13 protein-coding genes are annotated in these 18,175 nt (G+C 70.6%); 4 read left to right on the top strand and 9 right to left on the bottom strand.

The window, feature by feature from the left end:
• Both EIZ45_RS09705 and EIZ45_RS09700 read right to left on the bottom strand, forming a co-directional pair.
• The gene (locus EIZ45_RS09705; protein WP_134662317.1) at positions 1 to 474 is read right to left on the bottom strand and encodes an N-acetyltransferase; all 474 of its coding nucleotides are present in this window, start codon (positions 472 to 474) and stop codon (positions 1 to 3) included.
• Positions 475 to 531: 57 nt separating this feature from the next.
• On the bottom strand, positions 532 to 2,142 hold the full coding sequence (locus EIZ45_RS09700) for an amidohydrolase (RefSeq protein WP_205669848.1): 1,611 nt from the start codon (positions 2,140 to 2,142) through the stop codon (positions 532 to 534).
• A 247-nt stretch (positions 2,143 to 2,389) separates the two neighbouring features.
• Between EIZ45_RS09700 and EIZ45_RS09695 the strand changes: the two genes are divergently transcribed.
• The 3 genes from EIZ45_RS09695 (at position 2,390) to EIZ45_RS09685 (ending at position 5,193) form a co-directional block, all read left to right on the top strand.
• The gene (locus tag EIZ45_RS09695) at positions 2,390 to 3,298 is read left to right on the top strand and encodes a hypothetical protein (protein ID WP_134662315.1); all 909 of its coding nucleotides are present in this window, start codon (positions 2,390 to 2,392) and stop codon (positions 3,296 to 3,298) included.
• 114 nt (positions 3,299 to 3,412) lie between these two features.
• Positions 3,413 to 4,312, top strand: coding sequence for an MBL fold metallo-hydrolase (locus EIZ45_RS09690; RefSeq protein ID WP_037813090.1), 900 nt, complete (start codon positions 3,413 to 3,415; stop codon positions 4,310 to 4,312).
• 74 nt (positions 4,313 to 4,386) lie between these two features.
• Positions 4,387 to 5,193: a M15 family metallopeptidase gene (locus tag EIZ45_RS09685; protein ID WP_134662314.1), complete on the top strand. Its 807-nt coding sequence runs from the start codon at positions 4,387 to 4,389 to the stop codon at positions 5,191 to 5,193.
• Here EIZ45_RS09685 and EIZ45_RS09680 read toward each other — a convergent pair.
• The 4 genes from EIZ45_RS09680 to EIZ45_RS09665 form a co-directional block, all read right to left on the bottom strand.
• Positions 5,190 to 6,974 (bottom strand): serine/threonine-protein kinase, encoded by a 1,785-nt coding sequence (locus tag EIZ45_RS09680; RefSeq protein WP_134662313.1) that lies wholly within the window; start codon positions 6,972 to 6,974, stop codon positions 5,190 to 5,192. The genes EIZ45_RS09685 and EIZ45_RS09680 overlap by 4 nt on opposite strands.
• A gap of 53 nt (positions 6,975 to 7,027) precedes the next feature.
• Positions 7,028 to 8,860 carry an amino acid permease gene (locus EIZ45_RS09675; RefSeq protein WP_370318133.1) on the bottom strand — a complete coding sequence of 611 codons (1,833 nt, stop codon included), beginning with the start codon at positions 8,858 to 8,860 and terminating at the stop codon, positions 7,028 to 7,030.
• 234 nt (positions 8,861 to 9,094) lie between these two features.
• On the bottom strand, positions 9,095 to 9,994 hold the full coding sequence (locus tag EIZ45_RS09670) for an aminoglycoside phosphotransferase family protein (protein ID WP_167756391.1): 900 nt from the start codon (positions 9,992 to 9,994) through the stop codon (positions 9,095 to 9,097).
• A gap of 172 nt (positions 9,995 to 10,166) precedes the next feature.
• A complete protein-coding gene (locus tag EIZ45_RS09665) occupies positions 10,167 to 11,078 on the bottom strand; it encodes a LysR family transcriptional regulator (protein WP_134662312.1) in 912 nt (303 codons plus the stop codon).
• A gap of 106 nt (positions 11,079 to 11,184) precedes the next feature.
• Here EIZ45_RS09665 and EIZ45_RS09660 point away from each other — a divergent pair, with 106 nt between their 5' ends.
• Entirely contained in the window at positions 11,185 to 12,180 is a 996-nt protein-coding gene (locus EIZ45_RS09660) for an amidohydrolase family protein (RefSeq protein ID WP_134662311.1), read from the top strand.
• A 19-nt stretch (positions 12,181 to 12,199) separates the two neighbouring features.
• On the opposite strand, the gene EIZ45_RS09655 is transcribed toward EIZ45_RS09660, so the two are convergent.
• The 3 genes from EIZ45_RS09655 to EIZ45_RS09645 all read right to left on the bottom strand — a co-directional run bounded on the left by EIZ45_RS09655 (position 12,200) and on the right by EIZ45_RS09645 (position 17,769).
• A complete protein-coding gene (locus EIZ45_RS09655) occupies positions 12,200 to 14,464 on the bottom strand; it encodes a protein kinase (protein WP_134662310.1) in 2,265 nt (754 codons plus the stop codon).
• Positions 14,465 to 14,545: 81 nt separating this feature from the next.
• Entirely contained in the window at positions 14,546 to 15,586 is a 1,041-nt protein-coding gene (locus EIZ45_RS47500) for a helix-turn-helix transcriptional regulator (protein ID WP_304571889.1), read from the bottom strand.
• A gap of 770 nt (positions 15,587 to 16,356) precedes the next feature.
• Positions 16,357 to 17,769: an FAD-dependent monooxygenase gene (locus EIZ45_RS09645; protein ID WP_205669847.1), complete on the bottom strand. Its 1,413-nt coding sequence runs from the start codon at positions 17,767 to 17,769 to the stop codon at positions 16,357 to 16,359.
• Positions 17,770 to 18,175 lie beyond the last annotated feature (406 nt).

Here is an 18,175-nt window from a genome sequence, read left to right as displayed (position 1 = left end):
CTAGATCGGCGCGTGCAAGGTGAGTTCGAACGGGGCGAAACCGCGCCCGCGGTAGAAGCTGATAGCGGATTCGTTGGCCGCGTAGGCGGTGACGCTGGCTTGATTCGCACCGGATTTCCTGGCCCACGCGAAGAATTCTTCCGTCAAGGCGGTCGCGACACCGGTCTCGCGATGCGCGGGGTCGACGCGCAGGCTCTCCAGCACGCCGACCACCGCGTCCGGCCGGAGCGGGTCGGGGCGGCGGATCCGGCCGATCAGGTGGCCGATCGCGGAGCCTGCGGGGGAGTACGCCAGCAGGCACAGGGAATCGTTGCGGCGCACCAGGTCCGCGAAGTAAGCAGCGCCTTCGCGGCGCGGCCACGCGACATCCAGGTACGGATCCCGCCGCCCGCCGTCCTCGGCGAACAGGCCGGTTGCCGAGGCGACGAGCTGTGGCACGGATTCGGGCGTGGCGCGGACGACGACAGCGTTCATAAAGAAAACGCTAACCGGTTCGATTAATCTTGCAAATATCGAATTTCCGGCGATAAATCACGCTGACCAGACCCGCTCCCCGCCGACCCACGTTTCCCTTACCCGCACCCGGTCCAGCGCCTCCGGATCGGCCGCGAACGGATCCTCCGCCAGCACCGCGAAATCGGCCAGGAATCCCGGCGCGAGCTGTCCCTTGGTCGCCTCCTCGCCGGACGCATAGGCCGACCCAGTCGTGTAAATCCCGAGCGCGGCCTCCACGCTGATCCGCTGCGAAGGCCCGAACACCTCGCCGTTCGGGGCCAGCCGCGTGACGCAGCTGCGCAGTGCGTACAGCGGCGGGAACGGCCCGCACGGATGGTCGGACGAACCGGCCACGGCGACCCCGGCGTCGAGCATCGAGCGGTGGGCGAACATGCGCTCGACGCGTTCCGCCCCGTAGTACTTGGTCAGCTTGTCCCCGTGCGCGGCGGCGTAGTTCGCGAACGGCACCGCGACCATGCCGTGGTCGCGCATGCGCTTCAGGATCTCGTCGTCAATGATGGAACAGTGTTCGATGCGGTGCCGCGGATCCTCGCGCGGGCTCGCGGCTTGGGCCTGGTCGACGGCGTCGAGGACCCGGCGGATCGCGCGGTCGCCGTTGGCGTGTACGCAGACTCGCCAGCCGGCGTCGTGCACGTGGCGCACGGTGTCGGCCAGTTCGGCGGCGCTGACGCGCTCCAATCCGTAGCTGTCGGTGCCTTCGATGGGCTGTTCGACCAGGCAGGTCCCGCCGTTGACGGCGCCGTCGGCGAACGTCTTGACGCCGCCGAGGCGCAGCCGGGTTTCCGGGGTGAGCGGGGTGTCGGGGAGAGCGCGGAAGTAGTCGAAGTGGTCGTAGGCGGCCAGCGCGTTGACCCGCAGGGTGAGCTGGCCCTGGTCGGCCAGGTGGCGCAGGACCTGCCATTCGGTGCGGCCGACCAGCGCGTCGCCGACCGAGGTGATGCCCGCGGCGTGCAGCGCGGCGGCGTGCCGGGTGAAGGCGGCGGCCAGGACCTCGGTGGACGGGTCCTGCACGATCGTCGGGCGCGGGGTGAAGGCGGGAAACGCCAGGTCGTAGAGGGCTTGGTCGTGGATGACGCCGTCGAGGCGGCCGGCGGCGTCGCGGCCGAGGTGGCCGCCGGGAGGGGGTTCGCTCGAGTCGGTCAGGCCGGCGAGGGCGAGGCCGGGGGAGTTGACGACGCCGGCGTGCAGGGTCACGTGCACGACCAATACCGGGTGGTCCGGGCAGGCTTCGTCCAGCTCGGCGCGGGTGAGTTCGCGGCCGCCGTTGCTGCGGAACGAGTCGTAGCCGCAGCCGATGACCCATTCGCCGGGCGGCGTCGCGGCGGCTTGTTCGCGCAGGGCCGCGGTGAGGTCGGCGGTCGAGCTGATCCGGGACGGCGACAGGTCGACCTGCAAGGACTGCGCGGCGACGACGGTCGGGTGCTGGTGGGCGTCGTTGAAGCCGGGGATGACGGTAGCGTCGCCGAAATCGTGCAGCTGCGCGCCCGGGAACTCGCCGCGCAGGTCGGCGACGGCGCCGTGCGCGACGATCCGTTCGCCGCGCATCGCGAAGGCAGGCGGTTCGGCACCGGTCATGGTCACGATGCGCCGGGCGGTGACGATCTGCACGGATTCCGGTGCGGACACGAGGTTCCCTCCAGGGTCGACGGCTGACCGCGCGGCATCGTGTCCACAAAGGACGGTGTGGCCCCGGTGCCGCACCGCCGATTCTAGGGGCGCGGCGGGCCCGGGCGCATGGTCGAAGCTGGTTGCGGCATTCGGGTGATCTGGGTCCCACCCGGGCGAACTCCGGAATGAGAACCGGCTCCGCGGCGGTGTATACGCTGGAAGCACCGGGCGCCTGGCCCGGCTCCCGCGGCGGCAGGAGGCTCGCATGTCCGGCATCGGCGGTGCGCGGGCCGCGCTCAGTGCCGCGGCCGAGCCGTGGGAGATCCAGGTCGGCCGCGACCTCGCCGACCGGCTCGACACCAAACCGCCTTCCCGCTGGTCCCGGCCGGGCGCGGCGGCGGAGGACCTCGCGGACCTGGTCGGTCCGGGCGAAGTGGTCCTGGCCCCGTCGGCGACGCGGCCGTCGGGCGACGGCGTGGTGTGGACGCCGGAACAGGCGCTGGGCGCGGGCGCGCGCGGGGTGGCGCTGTGGGTCGACGACCTGCCGTACCCGCGCATCGTCGGCGCGATCCCGTACCCGGAGCTGATCGCGGTCGAGCACGCGATGGCGGGGAAGCACGCGTGCCTGGTGCTAACCGGTGTCCGTACGACACTGGTTTTCCGCTACCGCTCGTGGGCGTGGCCCGCGGTGGCCGACCTCCTGACCCACGTCCGGTCGCGCGCGCACCGCCCCGGCGCGCCGGAACCGGCGCACGCGGGCCCGCCCGCCCTCGGCTGGGAGCGGCTCCCGGCGTCGCCGTTGGTGGCGCTCGGACATCCCCGGCATACGCGCTACCTCGGCGCGGAACCGGAACTCCCGCAACGCTGGCTGTGGCAGCAATCCCGGCCCGCGGCGTTCGTCGTGCTGACACGGCAGGAGCTGGTGGTGGTCCGCCATGTGCTGGGCCGGCGGCCGCTGACGCACGGTGTCCAGCTGCTGGCGGTGGCGCGGAACCGGATCACGGGCCTCGGCACGCGGGGCGACCGGTTGCGGATCGCCGCGTCGGGAAGCCGGTACGAGGCGGACCTCGGCGCCGAACTGGCGGAACAAGCCCGGTCGCGGTTCGAGCCCATGCTGCACGCGGACGGTCAGCGGCGCGTGGTGCGGAAGGCCTCGAAAGCTCCGCAGGCCTGATCGCCGCGGAACCGGATCCTGGGCGAGAGCACCTTTTTCCGGCGGGTTGTCACAAACCGGGCGGCCGTCCGGTCTTAGCCGACGATCTGGCTGTGCGACTCCCGAGGAGAACCCATGAGCTTGGCCCCTTCCGCCCGTCTCGACGAGGCGGTCCCTTCGCGGTACGCGCTGAAGGTCGGCGACATCGAAGTGCTGGTGATCAGCGACGGCGTGCTGCCCATCACCGCCGAAACGCTGGCCACCAACGCCGACCGGGCCGATCTGGCCGCGTGGCTGCGCGAAATGTTCCTGCCGCCGGAGATGATCGACTGGCCGCTGAACGTCGCCGTCGTGCGCAGCGGCGGCCGGACGGTGCTGATCGATTCCGGCCTCGGCACCGAATTCCCGGGCTTCCCGCGCGCCGGGCAGCTGGCGATGCGGCTCGTCGCGGCCGGGATCGACCCGTCGTCGGTGACCGACGTCGTGCTCACCCACCTGCACATGGACCACATCGGCGGGCTGCTCGTCGAGGGCCTGCGCGGCCGGCTGCGCGAGGATCTGCAGGTCCACCTCGCGTCGGCGGAGGCGGAATTCTGGCAGGCGCCCGATTTCTCGCGGACGGTCATGCCGGAGCCGATCCCGGAGGTGCTGCGCACGACGGCCACGCGGTTTCTCGACGTGTACCGAGGCCAGCTGCGGCCGTTCGAGACCGAGCACGAGGTGGCACCGGGCGTGCGGATCTGCCGTACCGGCGGGCACACTCCCGGCCACAGCATCGTCCGGCTGGAATCCCGCGGCGAACGGCTGACGTTCGCCGGTGACGCGGTCTTCCAGCCCGGGTTCGACAATCCGGACTGGTACAACGGGTTCGAGCACGATCCCGAGGAATCGGCCCGGGTCCGGGTCCGGCTTTTGACGGAGCTGGCCGCCAGCGGGGAGCAGCTGGTGGCGACGCACCTGCCGTTCCCGTCCGTCTGCCACGTGGCGGTCGCGGGCAACGCGTTCCGTTTCGTGCCGGCGGTGTGGGACTACTGAGCCGGTCTTCCCCGGGTGCGGTTTCGCTCCGCATCCGGGGACTTCGGCGCGATCTTGTGGTAAGCAATCCGGCTATGCGCGGAAAGATGATGCGCGGCCTGGCAGTCGCCGCGATGAGCCTGTTGACCTGTCTCGTCGCCGCACCGCCGGCGCCGGCCGCACCGGAGCCCAAGGCACCGCACGAATTTGTCGCCCTGCGCGACGTCGATCCGACCATCGTGCAGGAGATCCGCTACATCACGCCGCACAACTTCACCGGCGCGCCGGTCGACGGGTACCGGCAGCCGATGTGCGTCCTGACCCGGGACGCCGCCGTCGCGCTGCACAAGGCGCAGCTGTCGTTCCTGCGCCAGGGCTACACGCTCAAGGTCTACGACTGCTACCGCCCGCAGCGCGCGGTCGACAACTTCGTGCGCTGGGCCGAGGACCTGTCCGACCTGCGGATGAAGGACGAGTTCTACCCGCGGGTGGAGAAGGACCGGCTGTTCGCGGACGGCTACATCGCGGCGAAATCCGGCCACAGCCGGGGAAGCACGGTCGACCTGACGCTCGTCCGGCTCCCCGCGTTCCCGACCCGGCCGTACCGCCCCGGCGAGCCGCTGACCCCGTGCTACGGCCCGAAAGCCGAGCGATTCCCGGACAACTCGATCGACATGGGCACCGGCTTCGACTGCTTCGACACCCTCGCGCACACGCTCGACCCGCGGATCGTCGGGAAGCAGCGGGAAAACCGGATGCTCCTGCTGCACGGCCTGGAGCGGGCCGGGTTCAAGAACCTGCCCGAGGAATGGTGGCACTACACGTTCCAGCCGGAGACGTTCCCGGACACCTATTTCGACTTCCCGATCTCGCGGCGTTCGCTGAGCGGCCGTCCGTTCTAGGGCAGGCGGGTCGCGACGACCGCGGCGACGGATTTCGCTGTGTCGCAGATGGCGGTGAGGTTTCCTTTGCGGGCTTCGTCGGTCATCTCGACGACTACGACTTCGTCTCGTTGTTCGGGAGTGCCTTCGAGCGGCGGGAGCGTCGGCGAGTAGGTGCGGTGGACGAGGGTGACGTCGCAGGTGTCGCCTTCGCTCTCGTGCGGATCGACGTACGCGAGGTGTCCGCCGACGGTCGTGCGCGTCTGGCCGTCCGGCGGATCCTCGGCCAGCGGCCACTGGCGGTCGTAGTACAGGTCGACCGACTTCGCGTCGTGTCCCCACGAGCAGGCCCAGTTCGCGAAATGCCGGTCGACCGGGTAGTCCGGTCCGACGGTCCGGCGGAGCGTGGCGTCGTCCACCAGCGTGCAGGCGTCGGTCCGCGCCAGCGAACCCGGCTGGAACGGCTGGGCCCGGCGGGCGATCGGGCCGCGGGCGACGCGCGCGTAGGCGTCCCCGACGACGGCGTCCGCCATCGCGCACAGTTGCGGTGCGGCCGCGCCGTCGGAGCGGACCGAACTCACCGTGACGACCGAGAGGTCCGGCAGCGTGAAGGAGCGACGGCATTTCCCGGCGTCGGGATTCGGCCGCCGGATCTCGCCGAGCTTTCCCCGGACCGGCGGCACCTGCGGGTACTGCTCCGGTTCGGACAGTTCCAGGCTGGTCACGATCGTGCCGCTGCGGTCGGGCAGGGACGTGTTGAGGTCGCAGCGCGCGAACGTGCCGAGGTTCGGTTCGAGGAACACTTTGCCGTACTGGCTCAGCGAATTCACCGACAGCAGCGAGCACGGATCCGCGGTGCGCGGGTCGCCTAACAGGTCTTGCGCCGGCGGCGCGGCGGTCGCGTTCGCGGGCGGGGTGTCGTCGCGGGTGAAGATCAGAAACCCGGCCGCCAGAAGGACAACCGCGCCGAGCGCTGCGCCGATGATCACGGGACGCCGGGGTTTCTTCGCCGGTCGCGGCACTGGCGCACCGCGCAGGAAGGTCTCGACCTCGACCGCGGTCGGGCGTTTTTCCGGCTGACGGCTGAGCATCGCCAGCAACGCGGGCCCAGCCGCACGAGCGTTGCGCAGCGGCTCAGGAGTTCCTTCCGCGGCCCGGCGCAGTTGCGCGAACGGCCCGTTTTCGCCGCTGCCCCAAGGAGAAGCGCCCTCGACAGCTGCGAACAGCGTCGCCCCGAGCGAGAAGACGTCCGACGCGGCGGTGGCTGCTTCGCCGTTCGCGACCTCCGGCGCGAGGTACCCGGCGGTGCCGCCGACGCGGGCGCTGTCGGTGAGCGTGACCTCGTGCCCGCGGGAGATGCCGAGGTCGGCGAGTTTGGCGGTGCCGTCGTCGGCGACCAGGACGTTGCCCGGGGTGAGGTCGCGATGCACCATGCCGCGGGCGTGCATCGCGGCGAGCGCGGACGCGATCTGCACGCCGATTGCCGCGGCCCGTTCGGGAGCGAGGACGCCGTCGGTGTGCACGATTTCGGCCAAGCTGCGCGCCGGGAGGTACTCCATGACGAGCCAGCGGTCGGTGCCGTCGGAAACGGAGTCGTACACCGCGACGATGTTCGGATGCTGCAGCGCCGCGCCGAGCCGGGCTTCGCGGCGGATCTGCGGTTCGTCGCCGTCGAGCGAACGCTTGAGCGCGACCGTACGGCGCAGTTCGAGGTCGTTCGCCCGCCAGACGACACCCATCCCGCCGGCCCCGAGGCGTTCCTCGAGCCGGTAGCGTCCGGCGATCACCTGCGGCGCAGTCACCGCGACAGCCTAGGGCGCGCGTTCCCGGCCTGCCCTCCGGCCGCCCGGAGTCCTCAGTTCTCCTTCGCGGCGCTCTTGCGCAGTTGCCTGCGCACCAGCGGCCAGAACGCGGCGATCACGGCCAGCGACACGATGCTGGTCCACACCTGGGTGCGGGCGGAGTCGTCGGTCAGCAGCATGACCACGATGATCGCCCCGACGCCGACGACGGTCAGGATGCCGAGCCACGGGTGCAGCCACATCTTGAGCTTCAGCCCGGCGCGTTCCTCCGGCGTCATGTTGTGCCGCATCCGCATCTGGGTGAACGCGATGAACGAGTACACGAACAGTGCGACCAGTCCGGCGGAGTTCATGATGAAGTCGAAGATGCCCGAGTCGGGCGCGACGAAGTTGACGAAGACCGCGATGTACCCGCCGATCGTGCAAGCCACCACCGCGACGACCGGCACGCCGGATTTGCTCTTCTTCGCCACCGCGCGCGGGGCCAGCCGTTTCTCGGCGAGCGCGGAGAACATGCGTCCGGCGGAATAGAGCCCGGAATTGAGCACCGAACACGCGGCGGTGAGCACGACCGCGTTCATCACCAGACCCGCGCCGGGCAGTCCGAACAGCGTGAAGGCGTGCGCGAACGGCCCCTCCTGTTTGGGATTCGGCAGCTGGTTCCACGGGACGATGGTGACGATCAGCAGCACGCCGCCGACGAAGAACAGCAGGATCCGCCAGATCACCGTGACGACCGCCTGCCGCACGCCCTTGGCCGGATCCTCGGACTCGGCCGCCGCCATCACCGCGATCTCGGTGCCGAAGTAGGAGAAAATCACGATCGCGACGCCGCTCAGCACCGGCCACCAGCCGTTCGGCGCGAACCCGCCGTGCTGCCAGAGGTTCGGGATCGAGAAGCTCGCCTTCGGCCAGAGCCCGAACGCGAACAGCGCGCCGACCGCGAGGAACACGATGATCGCGGCGACCTTGATGCTCGCCAGCCAGTATTCGACCTCGCCGAACGACCGCGCGGACACCAGGTTCGTGGTGGTGAAGAACAGCAGCAGCACCACCGAGAACACCCACTGCGGCACGTCCGGGAACCACCCGCCGAGCACCGACCCGCCGACGACCGCCTCGAACGCGATCACGCCGATCCAGTAGTACCAGTAGAGCCACCCGACGAGATATCCCGCCCACTCGCCGAGCCCCACCCGGGCGTACTCCATGAACGACCCGATCGCGGGCCGCGCGGCGGCCATCTCGCCGAGCATCCGCATCGCGAGGAAGACGAGCAGCCCGCCGATGAGATAGGACACGACGGCGGCGGGCCCGACGGCGCGGACCACGTTGCCGGAGCCGACGAAGAGGCTGGCCCCGATGATCCCGCCGAGGGCGATCATGGTGATGTGCCGGGAGCGAAGCTTTTTGGGGTCGCTGGCGGGGGTTGCTGCTGTGCCAGGGGTGGTGTGGTGCGGGGTTGCTTCGGGGGTGTTCGCGGGCGGTTCGGCTGTGCCTGAGGTTGCGCGGGCTGTGTGCGCGGGCGCGGCGGCTTCGCCTGAGATCGCCTCGCCTGCGGCCGCCTTGCCCGGTGCGGCTTCGGCTGGGGTCGCGGTGCGGGCGGTTGCTTCGCCCGGCGTCGGCGCCTGTGCGGTCGCGCCTCCTGCGCTCGACTCGGCCGGGGTCGCCGTGCGGTCGGTTGCCTCGCCCGGCGCCGCCGCGTGTGCGGTCGCGTCTGCGCCCGATCCGGCCGGGGACGTTGTGCGTGGGGTGGCTTCGGCCGGAGTCGCCGTGCGTTCGGCAGCCTCCGCCGGGACCGCATTCCTTGCCGCTGCCTCGCCCGAGGCCGCCTCGCCGCGGCTCTCCGGGTTGCCTTGGCCCTCTTCGGTGATCCGATCAGCCATCGATCGATCTTCCTCTCGTCCAGCCGTGCCGTCCCGCGGCGCCGCCCTGCCGACAACGATGTCGGAACCGGCCGCGGAGCCGGGCCTCGCTGACGCGGGACAGTCTGCGGCCGCCGGGTCCGTCGAGGCTAGGTGCGACAGGGGGCGGATGCCGGGCGAGAAAGTTGTCGATCATCCGAATGGAGCAACAGCGCGTGCCGGATTTGTCGGATATTGGCGAGCTGGGGTGCGGAATCAGGCTCGCTGGAAGTCTGCCAGCGTCGCCGTGATCTGGTACCTCGTGCTCGCGGCCACGCGGGGATTCGTTGCCGCATAAGCGGTGTACGCGTTGAGTCCGGTGCTCAACGCGTATCCGCGCCCGCGCGTCCAGCTGTCCTCGTCGAGGCCCGACTCCGCGCGAAAGATCTCCCGAGCCGAAGGCGGGAGAAGCGTCCATGCGATCAGTGCGTCGCAAGCCGGATCGCCGACGCCTAGTCCGCCGAAGTCGAGGACGGCGCTGATCTGTCCGTCCGCCAGCAGGAGGTTGCCCGGATGCAGGTCGCCATGCACCCACACCGGCGGGTGCGGCCACGGCGGCGCGGCGAGTGCGGCGTCCCAGACCGCGGTCAGCGCGGCGCTGTCGAAGACGTCGGCGGTCTCGGCGATCGCGGCGCGCGTTTCGGTGTCCCGGCGCGCGAGCGGTGCGCCGATGAACCCGTTGTGCGGTCCGGCGGCGAGCGAGGGATCGGCGGGGATCCGGTGGAGCGCCGCGACGAACCGCGCCAGTCCGGTCGCGATCCGGTCCGGGCAGACGAGCCCGCCGATGTCCGGGGGCGAGCCCGGCAGCCACCGGGACACCGACCAGTGCCACGGATAGCCTTCGCCCGGCGCCCCGAGCGCGACCGGCTCGGGAATCGCCAGCGGCAGGTGCGGCGCGAGCCGGGGGAGCCACCGGGACTCCTTCTCCGGCTGCCCCGCCGCCCACTCGCCGCGCGGCAGGCGCACGGACAACTCGTCCCCGAGCCGGTAGAGGACGTTGTCCGAACCGGCCGGTTCGAGCCGCGACAGCGGGAGGGCGGCCAGTTCGGGCAGTTGCGCAATCAGGAGGCGCTTGACCAAGGTTTCGTCGGCGGAGTGCGTTGCGGGCAAAGGCAAGTCTCTCGGTCAGGTGCCCGGCGCGGCCCGGGACGTTCGCCTCGATCAGACCACGCCGTCCGGTGTCCGTCCACTGGATTTCGCACCCGATGCGTCAGGGAAAAGCTTGCCCCTCAAGGGTTTCCGTCGGCGGGTGCGGTGCCGCATCGCGCGCCTGAGGCAACCGGCTGTCTCACGGGTCTGCCCGGTCCGGAAGCCCCGGCCGGAGTGCCGACGGCTGCCGGCAGGCGTTGACGAAAGCGGCCACCGCCGGCGCCGGTTCGGTGCTGCGGTGCAGCAGGTGGAAGTCGGTCGCGCGGCCGGGTTCGGCCAGCGGCCGATACACGACTTCCGGGACCGCGGCCCGTTCCACGCCCGCCGGGACCACCGCGATGCCCACCTTCGCGGCGATCAGTGCCAGCACACTCAAAGTGCTGTCGGCGCGAAAACGGGATGGCGGGTCCGCCTCGCGCCGACGCGGCCACGGCGGCGCGAGGTCGCCGTCGCCGATGATGTACTCGATGTGTTCCTCCCCGGCGAGCTGCTCGACGGTCAGCGTCCGGTGCCGGGCGAGGCGGTGCCCCGCGGGCAGCGCGACCAGAAACGACACCGAACTGGCCGGAGCCGAGGCCAGCCGGGGTTCGCCGGGCGGGGCCGGGAGCGCGCTGAAACCGACGTCCAGTTCGCCGGCGAGGATCGCCGTGCGCTGAACCTGCGGCCCCGCCTCCCGCAGTTCGATCCGGACGAGCGGACGTGCCTCGTGGAACTCGCGGATCAGACCGGCCAGGAGGCCGCCGAATACCACGGCGCCCGCCACGCCGATCCGGACGCTCCCGGTCTCCCCGCGCAAGGCGGACCGCGCGGCGTCCTGTGCGCGTCCAGCCTGGGCGAGTACTTGCCGCGCTTCGATCAGGAATGCCTGGCCGGCCGGGGTGAGCCGGGGCCGCCGTCCGGTGCGCTCGAACAACGGCCCGCCGAGCTCGTGCTCCAGGTCCCGGATCTGCATGCTCAGCGTGGGCTGGACGACGTGCAGCGTGCGCGCGGCCGCGCTGAACCCGCCCTCCTCGGCCACCGCGACGAAATAGCGCAGGTGCCGCAGCTCCATCCCGTCTCCTATCAGCCGGACTGATCAGTGAATCAGAAACAAGTGTTTGAGCTTATCGCTCGCCGGGGGCCATCGTGGAGGGACAGACCGACGAACAGGGGCAGCGATGCGGATTGTCACGCTCGAAGAACACTGGACCGACCCGGCGGTGACCGCCGCCGGCATGCCGAATCTGCTGAACCACGTGCCCGGCTACGCCGCGGCGTTCGACCCGGACACCGGGATGCCCTACCCGCGGCATCCCGAACTCCTGGCGGACCTGGGCGCCGCCCGGATCGCCGACATGGACCGGCACGGCATCACCACGCAGGTTCTCTCGCTGGTCAACACTTTCCTTCCGGCGGACGTCGCACCGGAATTGACCGCCGCGGCCAACGACACCATGGCCGAAGCGGTAGCGGCGTTTCCCGGCCGGTTCGCCGCGTTCGCCACCCTGCCGACGGCCGTCCCCGCCGCCGCGGCGGACGAATTGCGCCGGTGCGTCAGTGAACTGGGCTTCGTCGGCACGATGATCATGGGGCGCACCGACGACGAATTCCTGGACGAGCCGCGCTTCGATCCCATTCTGCGCGCCGCCGGCGACCTGTCCGTGCCGATCTACCTGCACCCGGCCCCGCCGCCGGTGGCGGTCAGCGAAGCCAATTACGCCGGAGGGCTCTCGCCCGCGGTGTCGGCGGCGCTCCGGCTCCCCGCGTGGGGATGGCATCAGGAAACCGCCGTGCACTTCCTGCACCTGGTGCTCACCGGGGTTCTCGACCGTTATCCGGGGCTGCAGTTCATCCTCGGCCACTGGGGCGAATTCATCCCGTTCTACCTCGACCGGCTGGACGAGAGCATGCCGCGGCGGATGACCAAGCTCGACCGGACCTTCCGGGAGTACTTCCGGGACAACGTGTTCATCACCCCGAGCGGCATGTTCAGCCAGGCCCAGCTCCGGTACTGCGCGGACACGGTCGGCGCCGACCGGATCCTCCATTCCGTCGATTTCCCGATGCTCGGCAACGAGGGCGCCGTGTCGTTCCTGACCGGCTCGCATCTTTCCCATGAGGATCAGGAAAAGATCGCCCACGGAAATGCCGACGCGCTGCTCGGTCTCGGCTGATTCGTTTCGCGGCCGAGGGTCAGTGCGGCTGGGAGAGGTCTCCCGGACGGAAGGCTTCCGCGGTAGTGCTCACCGGCGCGTCGAGTTCGGCTTTGTGCTCGCGCGGATAGACCCAGCGCAATGTCGCCGTCGACCCGGGGCCGGAGAAACCTATCTCGTAGAAGATCATTCCGTCGCTTTGATAGCCGGAAATCGAGTAGTGGTCGCCTTCGTCCTTGCGGTAGGTCACCCGGCCGGACTGTGCTTCCGTCTCGGCGGCCGCGTCGGCCAGTGCGGCGGCGACAGTGCGGCCGCCTGAGTTGGTGCCCCAGACGGTCATGGTCGCGTGGAGTGGCTTGTTGGCGAACGTCATTCCGTCGCCGTTTTCCGGGCTGTATGGCGCCGCGGTATATCCCTGGGGAACGCGTGTGGTGAAGCCGAACCGGGGGTTGGTGTAGGTGGTGCTGGCCGCCGGGGCGGACGAAGACGGCGTCGAGGGCGCCGGGGAAGTCGCTCCGACGCCCAACATTGTCAGGAATTTCGGTTGCAGCAGGTCGCTGATCTCGGAATAGGGGAGGACGACCGTTTCTTTTCCGGCCGCCATGATGCATCCCAGTTCGTACCACACCATTTCGAACTGGACCCCGGTCTTGGTGAATCCGATCGGCGGCGCGGGCACGTGCCCGCGGCCGGGCACCCGGTCCGCCGCGTCGACGGTGGTTTTCCGGCCGGTGTCGTAGCCGACGGTCGGCTCCCGGCAGAAACCGGCTTGGGTGTGCGGGTCGATGCGGTCGGTCAGCGTTTTCATCCCGGCCGCGGTCAGCGCTTCGGGCCGGAACATGTCCTGGGGGCCGAGCGGGTTCCCGGTGGCGAGGTCGACGTTCACGGTTTCCGGGAAACGCCAGGTCGTGTGGGAGAGGACATTCGAATTGAGACCGTGGTCGTAGCGAACGGAAAGCAGGCTCGGCGTCTGCAGCAGGATCTGCGCGGTCGTGTGCGCCGCGGGCGTGTCCCCGGTGTCGGTGAACTGCTGCCGCCAGTCCGGATTGGCGCGTGCGTCGCGGATGGCCTTCAGCCGTTTGTCGATCGGGGCGCGCAAAGCGTCGTTGACGCGTTTCCGCACCGCGGCGTCCGGTCCGCCGGACACCTGCGGATACTGGAGGTCGTAGGTGATCGGGAGCGCTTGGTCGCGGCCGGAATCGGTCTGCATCGCGACGGTGAGCGCCGCCGGCGCGGGCGGGTCGTCCTGGCGGTTGAAGACCAGGATTCCGCCGGTGACCAGTGCGCTGACGACCACCAGCACCGCGACGACCTTGCCGACGATCACCGCGGTCGCCCCGGCTCCGGTGCTCGTGGCGGTCGGCACCCCGGCCCCGGCCGCGACCGCCCCGGCACCCGCTCCGGTCGGCGCGGCGGCGGTGCCCGCGGTGGTCAGGAGGGCCAGCGGGGTGAGCGCGGTCAGAGCGGCGGACGCGGCGGCCAGGCGCTTCCAACCGCGCTTCTCCCAGTTCTTTCCGTAGGCCTTGCGGGCGACGGTTTCCAATTCGGACACGAAAGCGTCCGCTGTGGACGGTCGCCACGCCGGGTCCTTGGCCATGCCGCGCGCGATCAGCGGCCGGAGTTTCTCGGGTACCGCGTCCAGCGGCACCGGCGCCATCTGGTGCAGCGAGCGGAGTTCGTCCGTGGTGGTCGCCTCGAACGGCTGGTGTCCGGTGATGCATTGGTAGAACACGCAAGTGGCGGCGTACACGTCGGTGGCGGGCTGGCCCGGCTGCCCGGCCCACTGCTCGGGTGCCATGTACGACGGCGACCCGGCGGTCAGTCCATTGTGGCCGTCCAAAGTGGCCAGTCCAAAGTCGACCAGCTTCGACTGGCCTTCTTGCGACACCAGCACGTTTCCCGGTTTGTAGTCGCGGTGGACGACCCCGGCGGCGTGCGCGTCGGCGAGTCCGAGCAGCGAGCCCTTGAGGATGGCCAGCGCGGACTCCGGGGCGAGGACGTTCTCCGTCGCCAGAAGCGCGCGCAGGGACACGCCGGGCACGGCCTCCATCACCAGCGCGGCGCCCTGCGGTGTTTCGACGAAGTCGAACAGCTGCACGACGTGCGGGCTGCGGACGCCGGACAGCAACCACGCCTCGCGACGGAACCCGGCCGCGATGTCCGGGTCGGCGAGATACTCCGCGAGGAGGTACTTGATCGCCACCATCCGGCCGGATTCCTGGTGCTTGGCCAGCACGACGCGGCCGAAGCCGCCCACGCCGAGCACGTCGACCTCAGTGAACCCGGGCACCCGCCAGTCGCTCATCCCCGCCGCTTCCCCTCTCCGCGAGGCTGGTCGCGGTCGGCGAGATCGTACTCCGGAGATGTGGCATCCGGAGTGGAGTTGTCACATTTGTGCCTCGGTCGTGGGATCCGATCCTGGACGCGCCTCGGGGTGCTGATGTGTCGGCGAGCCGGGCCTCAGGAGGCGGATTCCTTGCTCGGTGGTGCGGTAGCGGACCGTGCGACCGGACCGCTGCCCGGTGACCAGGCCGTTGTCGCGCAGGACCCGAAGGTGCTGCGAAACCGCGCTCGGCGACACGTGCAAGGCTTCGGCGAGGTCGGTGGTCGTGGCGGGGGAGCGCAGCGTCTCCAGGAGTTCCGCTCGACGCCGGCCCAGAAGGCGGACCGCGTGCCCCGCGGGACGGCGCTCGTCGGCTGTCCACAGTGCACCGCTGCCTCGCGCCGGGTAGCGGATCGTGGTCTGGGTGGTGGTGTGCAGTTTGATCATCAACCACGGCGGCCCGAGCACGACGGGGGAGAGGACCAGCCCGCCAGTGGGGCGCCCGGGCGAGGGACGGTTGTCGCCGTCGAGAATGAGGCGGCCGTCGTGCCAGTTCAGCCTGGCGTGCAGGTCGGTGAACAGGCGTCCCGCGCCGCCGTCGGCCCATTGTTTGGCGCGGTAGGCGATGTCCGCGTCGAGAACCGCGCGCAGCCGTGCCCAGTGCGGTGCGATCAGGCGGTCGTGCGCCTGGCGCAGTTCAGCAGCGATCGCGCGCAACCCGGCCGCAGGGTCGTCGGCAAGCGCCTGCGCCGGGGCTGGCAGGCGGTCGCCGAAGACGCCGTGCAGACTTCGGCGGACCTCGCCCGGGGTGGTCCGGCACATCGCGGCGAGCGCCTCGTCGATCGTGCTAGCCGCCCGCGCCGGAGCGGGCAGGAGGAACTGCGGCCAACTGGCCCGGCCGGTGACCAGCAACGGCCAGGTCCACCGAAGGTCCAGCGGCCGCGCGGCGAGCTCTGCCGCGGCCCAGCGGGCCCAGCGTTCGTGCCGCGCCCGGCCCCAGCACCCGGCGAGGGTCTGCAGGCCGGAGACAGTTTCGGACAACGGCGAGACGGCGAGCCTGGTGCCCGCGAGGTCGCCGGTGCTCAGATCGAGGGTGAGCGGCACGTCGCGATTATGCGGCAGAAGGCGGGTTGTCCGGGGGACCGGCGGGCGGGGTTTGGCCTTCGCTGGTCGAGGGGCCGCGCTTGAGGGCGGGCGGGTGAGGTCTTGCCTTCCACAGTCCCGGGGGTCTGTGGGTGGGGTGGTTGTGGTCTTGCCTTGCCGGTCCAGGCGTGGTCTTTCGTCGTGTGAGGCTGAGGCCGAGCGTTCGCTGGTCCGGGGGTGCTTTTCCGCGGGTGGGGTGGTTCGGTGTCGCCTTCGCCGGTCCAGGCGTGGTCTTTCATCGTGTGAGGTTGTGGTCTTGCCTTCTCTGGTCCCGGGGGTCTGCGGGTGGGGGTGGTTTCGGTGTCGCCTCCGCCGATTCAGGAGTGGCCTTTCATCGTGCGAGGCTGCAGCCTTGCCTTCCCTGGCCAGGGGGGTTTCAGCGGGTGCGGCGGTTAAGGGCGCGCCTTTGCCGGTCCCGGGTGGCTTTCAGCCAGGTCGTTGAGGTCTCGCCTTCGCCGGTCTGGGCTGCCGGTCGTTCAGCGGCCGGGGTGGCTGAGGGCGTGCGGCTTCTCGTCGGTCCGAGCCGGGCGCGGCAGTGCGGTTGCCAAGGGGAACAGCGGATTCGCCGAACGGGCGGGGTGGGATGCCCGGTTCCCTCTTTCAACGGCCTGGGTGGTCGAGGACCTTGCTGCTTCTCGTCAGTTTATGCGGCGGTGCGGTCGCCAAGGGGCGAACTCGCCGAACCAGCGGGATGGAAGCCCGGTTCCCGCTGGGTTCCGGCTACTCCGCTGTTATGCAGCACTCCGGCCGAACCAGCGGGCGAGCTGGTGGTTCAGCTCGTCCTGGTCCTCGCCGATCCAGGCGATGTAGCCGTCGGGGCGGAGCAGGACGGCCGGGGCGTTCAGGGCGGCGGCGGGGTCGGCGAGGAGGTCGACCCGGTCTGCCCAGCCGTCGACGGTCAGTCGTTCGGTGCGGTCCAGCACCAGGCCGCGGCCCTGGCGGAGGCGGTCGTAGAGGCGGCCTTGCTTGAGGTCGAGGTCGGGGAGACGGCGGCCGAGCAGGTAGGGGCCTTCGCCGAAGTCGTAGCGGAGGTCGATCGCGGTGATTTTCCCGATCAGGCGGCGGTTGACCTCGCCGATGTCCATCAGTTCGGTGAGCAGTCGGCGCACGGCTCGCGGTCCTGCTTCGGCGGACGACAGTTCCATCTGGGCGCGGGTGTTGTCGAGGACGTCCGCGGCGACCGGATGGCGTTCGGCCTGGTAGGTGTCGAGCAGGGAATCGGGGGCCGAGCCGCGGATCTGGGCGGCGAGCTTCCAGCCGAGGTTGAACGCGTCCTGCACGCCCAGGTTGAGGCCTTGCCCGCCGGTGGGCGGGTGGATGTGCGCGGCGTCGCCTGCCAGCAGCACCCGGCCGACGCGGTATCGGTCGGCCAGCCGCGTGGCGTCGCCGAAGCGGGACAGCCAGCGCGGGGAGTGCACGCCGAAATCGGTGCCGGCGAGGGCGCGCAGTTGTTGTCGGAAGTCTTCGAGAACGGGCGGTTCGGAGCTGAGCCCGGCGGCGGGGACCACGACACGGTAGACGCCTTCCTCGACCGGCCCCAGCATGAATCGCTTGTTGGCCTGCCGGATCTCGGCCACCTTGGCGGCGATCTCCTCCGGCGGCGCGGACGCGGGCATCTCGCCCATCAGGGTTTCGGTCCTCGAGGGTTCGCCCGGGAAACCGACGCCGAGCAGTTTGCGCACGGTGCTCCGCGCGCCGTCGCAGCCGACGAGGTACTTCGCTCGCAGCCGTTCGCCGTCGGCCAGCTCGACGGTCACTCCGTCCTCGTCCTGCTCGAACCCGGCGAGCGCGCAGCCGTGCCGGACCTCCGCGCCCAGTTCGATTGCGTGTTTCTCGAGCTCCCGGACGACGACCGGCTGGGGGATGCCCAGCAGGTACGCGGTGTCGAGGTCCGCGGGCGGGGGCGCGGGGATGCCAGCGAAGATGCCGCCGACCGGACGTTGCCGTCCGTGCGGCAGGAGCCGCTCCAGCAGCCCGCGCATCGCGAGTTGCTCGAGGCTGCGGATGTGCAGGCTGACGATCCGGGCCAGCGGAACCGGCTCGGTTTCCTTCTCCAGCACGAGAACCCGCACGCCGTGCAACCGCAGCTCGGCGGCGAGCGTCGCGCCGGTGGGACCGCAGCCGGCGATGATTGCGTCGATCATGAAGCATCCGTTCGTTCGGGCGGCGTGCGGTTCGTTGTGGTGGGTTCGGCTGTCGTCCGCTCGGGGGCCGTTCGGCCCGGGGTGGGTCCCGGCTTGGCGTGCCTGCCGGTTGCTGCGCGTCGGGCAGTGGTGGGTCTGGTTGGTGCCTGCCCTGCGACTCGTCCCGCAGTTCGCCTGGGCGCGACATGCGCGGTTGCCATGCGATTCACCGCACCGGGAGCCGTTGCTGCTCGGCCAGTTGCGGGACGTTCTGCCCACGCCCGTTGCGCCGAGACGGACACGGCTGCTGCCCGTCCGGCCTCCGGTCGCTCAGCCGCCGTTCGTCGAGCGGGGCCCTGGCTGGCACGCACTTTGCCGCAGTTTGTGCGGTCGGTGTGGCCGGTTGCGGTTTGCTCGACCGGTGCGT

It is taken from the genome of Amycolatopsis sp. CFH S0740 (assembly GCF_004522315.1).
Classification (GTDB): domain Bacteria; phylum Actinomycetota; class Actinomycetes; order Mycobacteriales; family Pseudonocardiaceae; genus Amycolatopsis; species Amycolatopsis nivea.
This window is presented reverse-complemented; position numbering and strand designations above follow the sequence as displayed.

Excerpts from the sequence above, each read along its gene's own strand:
- EIZ45_RS09675 (WP_370318133.1), bottom strand. The coding sequence starts at position 8,860 with ATGGCTGATCGGATCACCGAAGAGGGCCAAGGCAACCCGGAGAGCCGC.
- EIZ45_RS09685 (WP_134662314.1), top strand. The coding sequence starts at position 4,387 with ATGCGCGGAAAGATGATGCGCGGCCTGGCAGTCGCCGCGATGAGCCTG.
- EIZ45_RS09695 (WP_134662315.1), top strand. The coding sequence starts at position 2,390 with ATGTCCGGCATCGGCGGTGCGCGGGCCGCGCTCAGTGCCGCGGCCGAG.
- EIZ45_RS09655 (WP_134662310.1), bottom strand. The coding sequence starts at position 14,464 with ATGAGCGACTGGCGGGTGCCCGGGTTCACTGAGGTCGACGTGCTCGGC.
- EIZ45_RS09690 (WP_037813090.1), top strand. The coding sequence starts at position 3,413 with ATGAGCTTGGCCCCTTCCGCCCGTCTCGACGAGGCGGTCCCTTCGCGG.
- EIZ45_RS09645 (WP_205669847.1), bottom strand. The coding sequence starts at position 17,769 with ATGATCGACGCAATCATCGCCGGCTGCGGTCCCACCGGCGCGACGCTC.
- EIZ45_RS09660 (WP_134662311.1), top strand. The coding sequence starts at position 11,185 with ATGCGGATTGTCACGCTCGAAGAACACTGGACCGACCCGGCGGTGACC.
- EIZ45_RS09705 (WP_134662317.1), bottom strand. The coding sequence starts at position 474 with ATGAACGCTGTCGTCGTCCGCGCCACGCCCGAATCCGTGCCACAGCTC.
- EIZ45_RS09665 (WP_134662312.1), bottom strand. The coding sequence starts at position 11,078 with ATGGAGCTGCGGCACCTGCGCTATTTCGTCGCGGTGGCCGAGGAGGGC.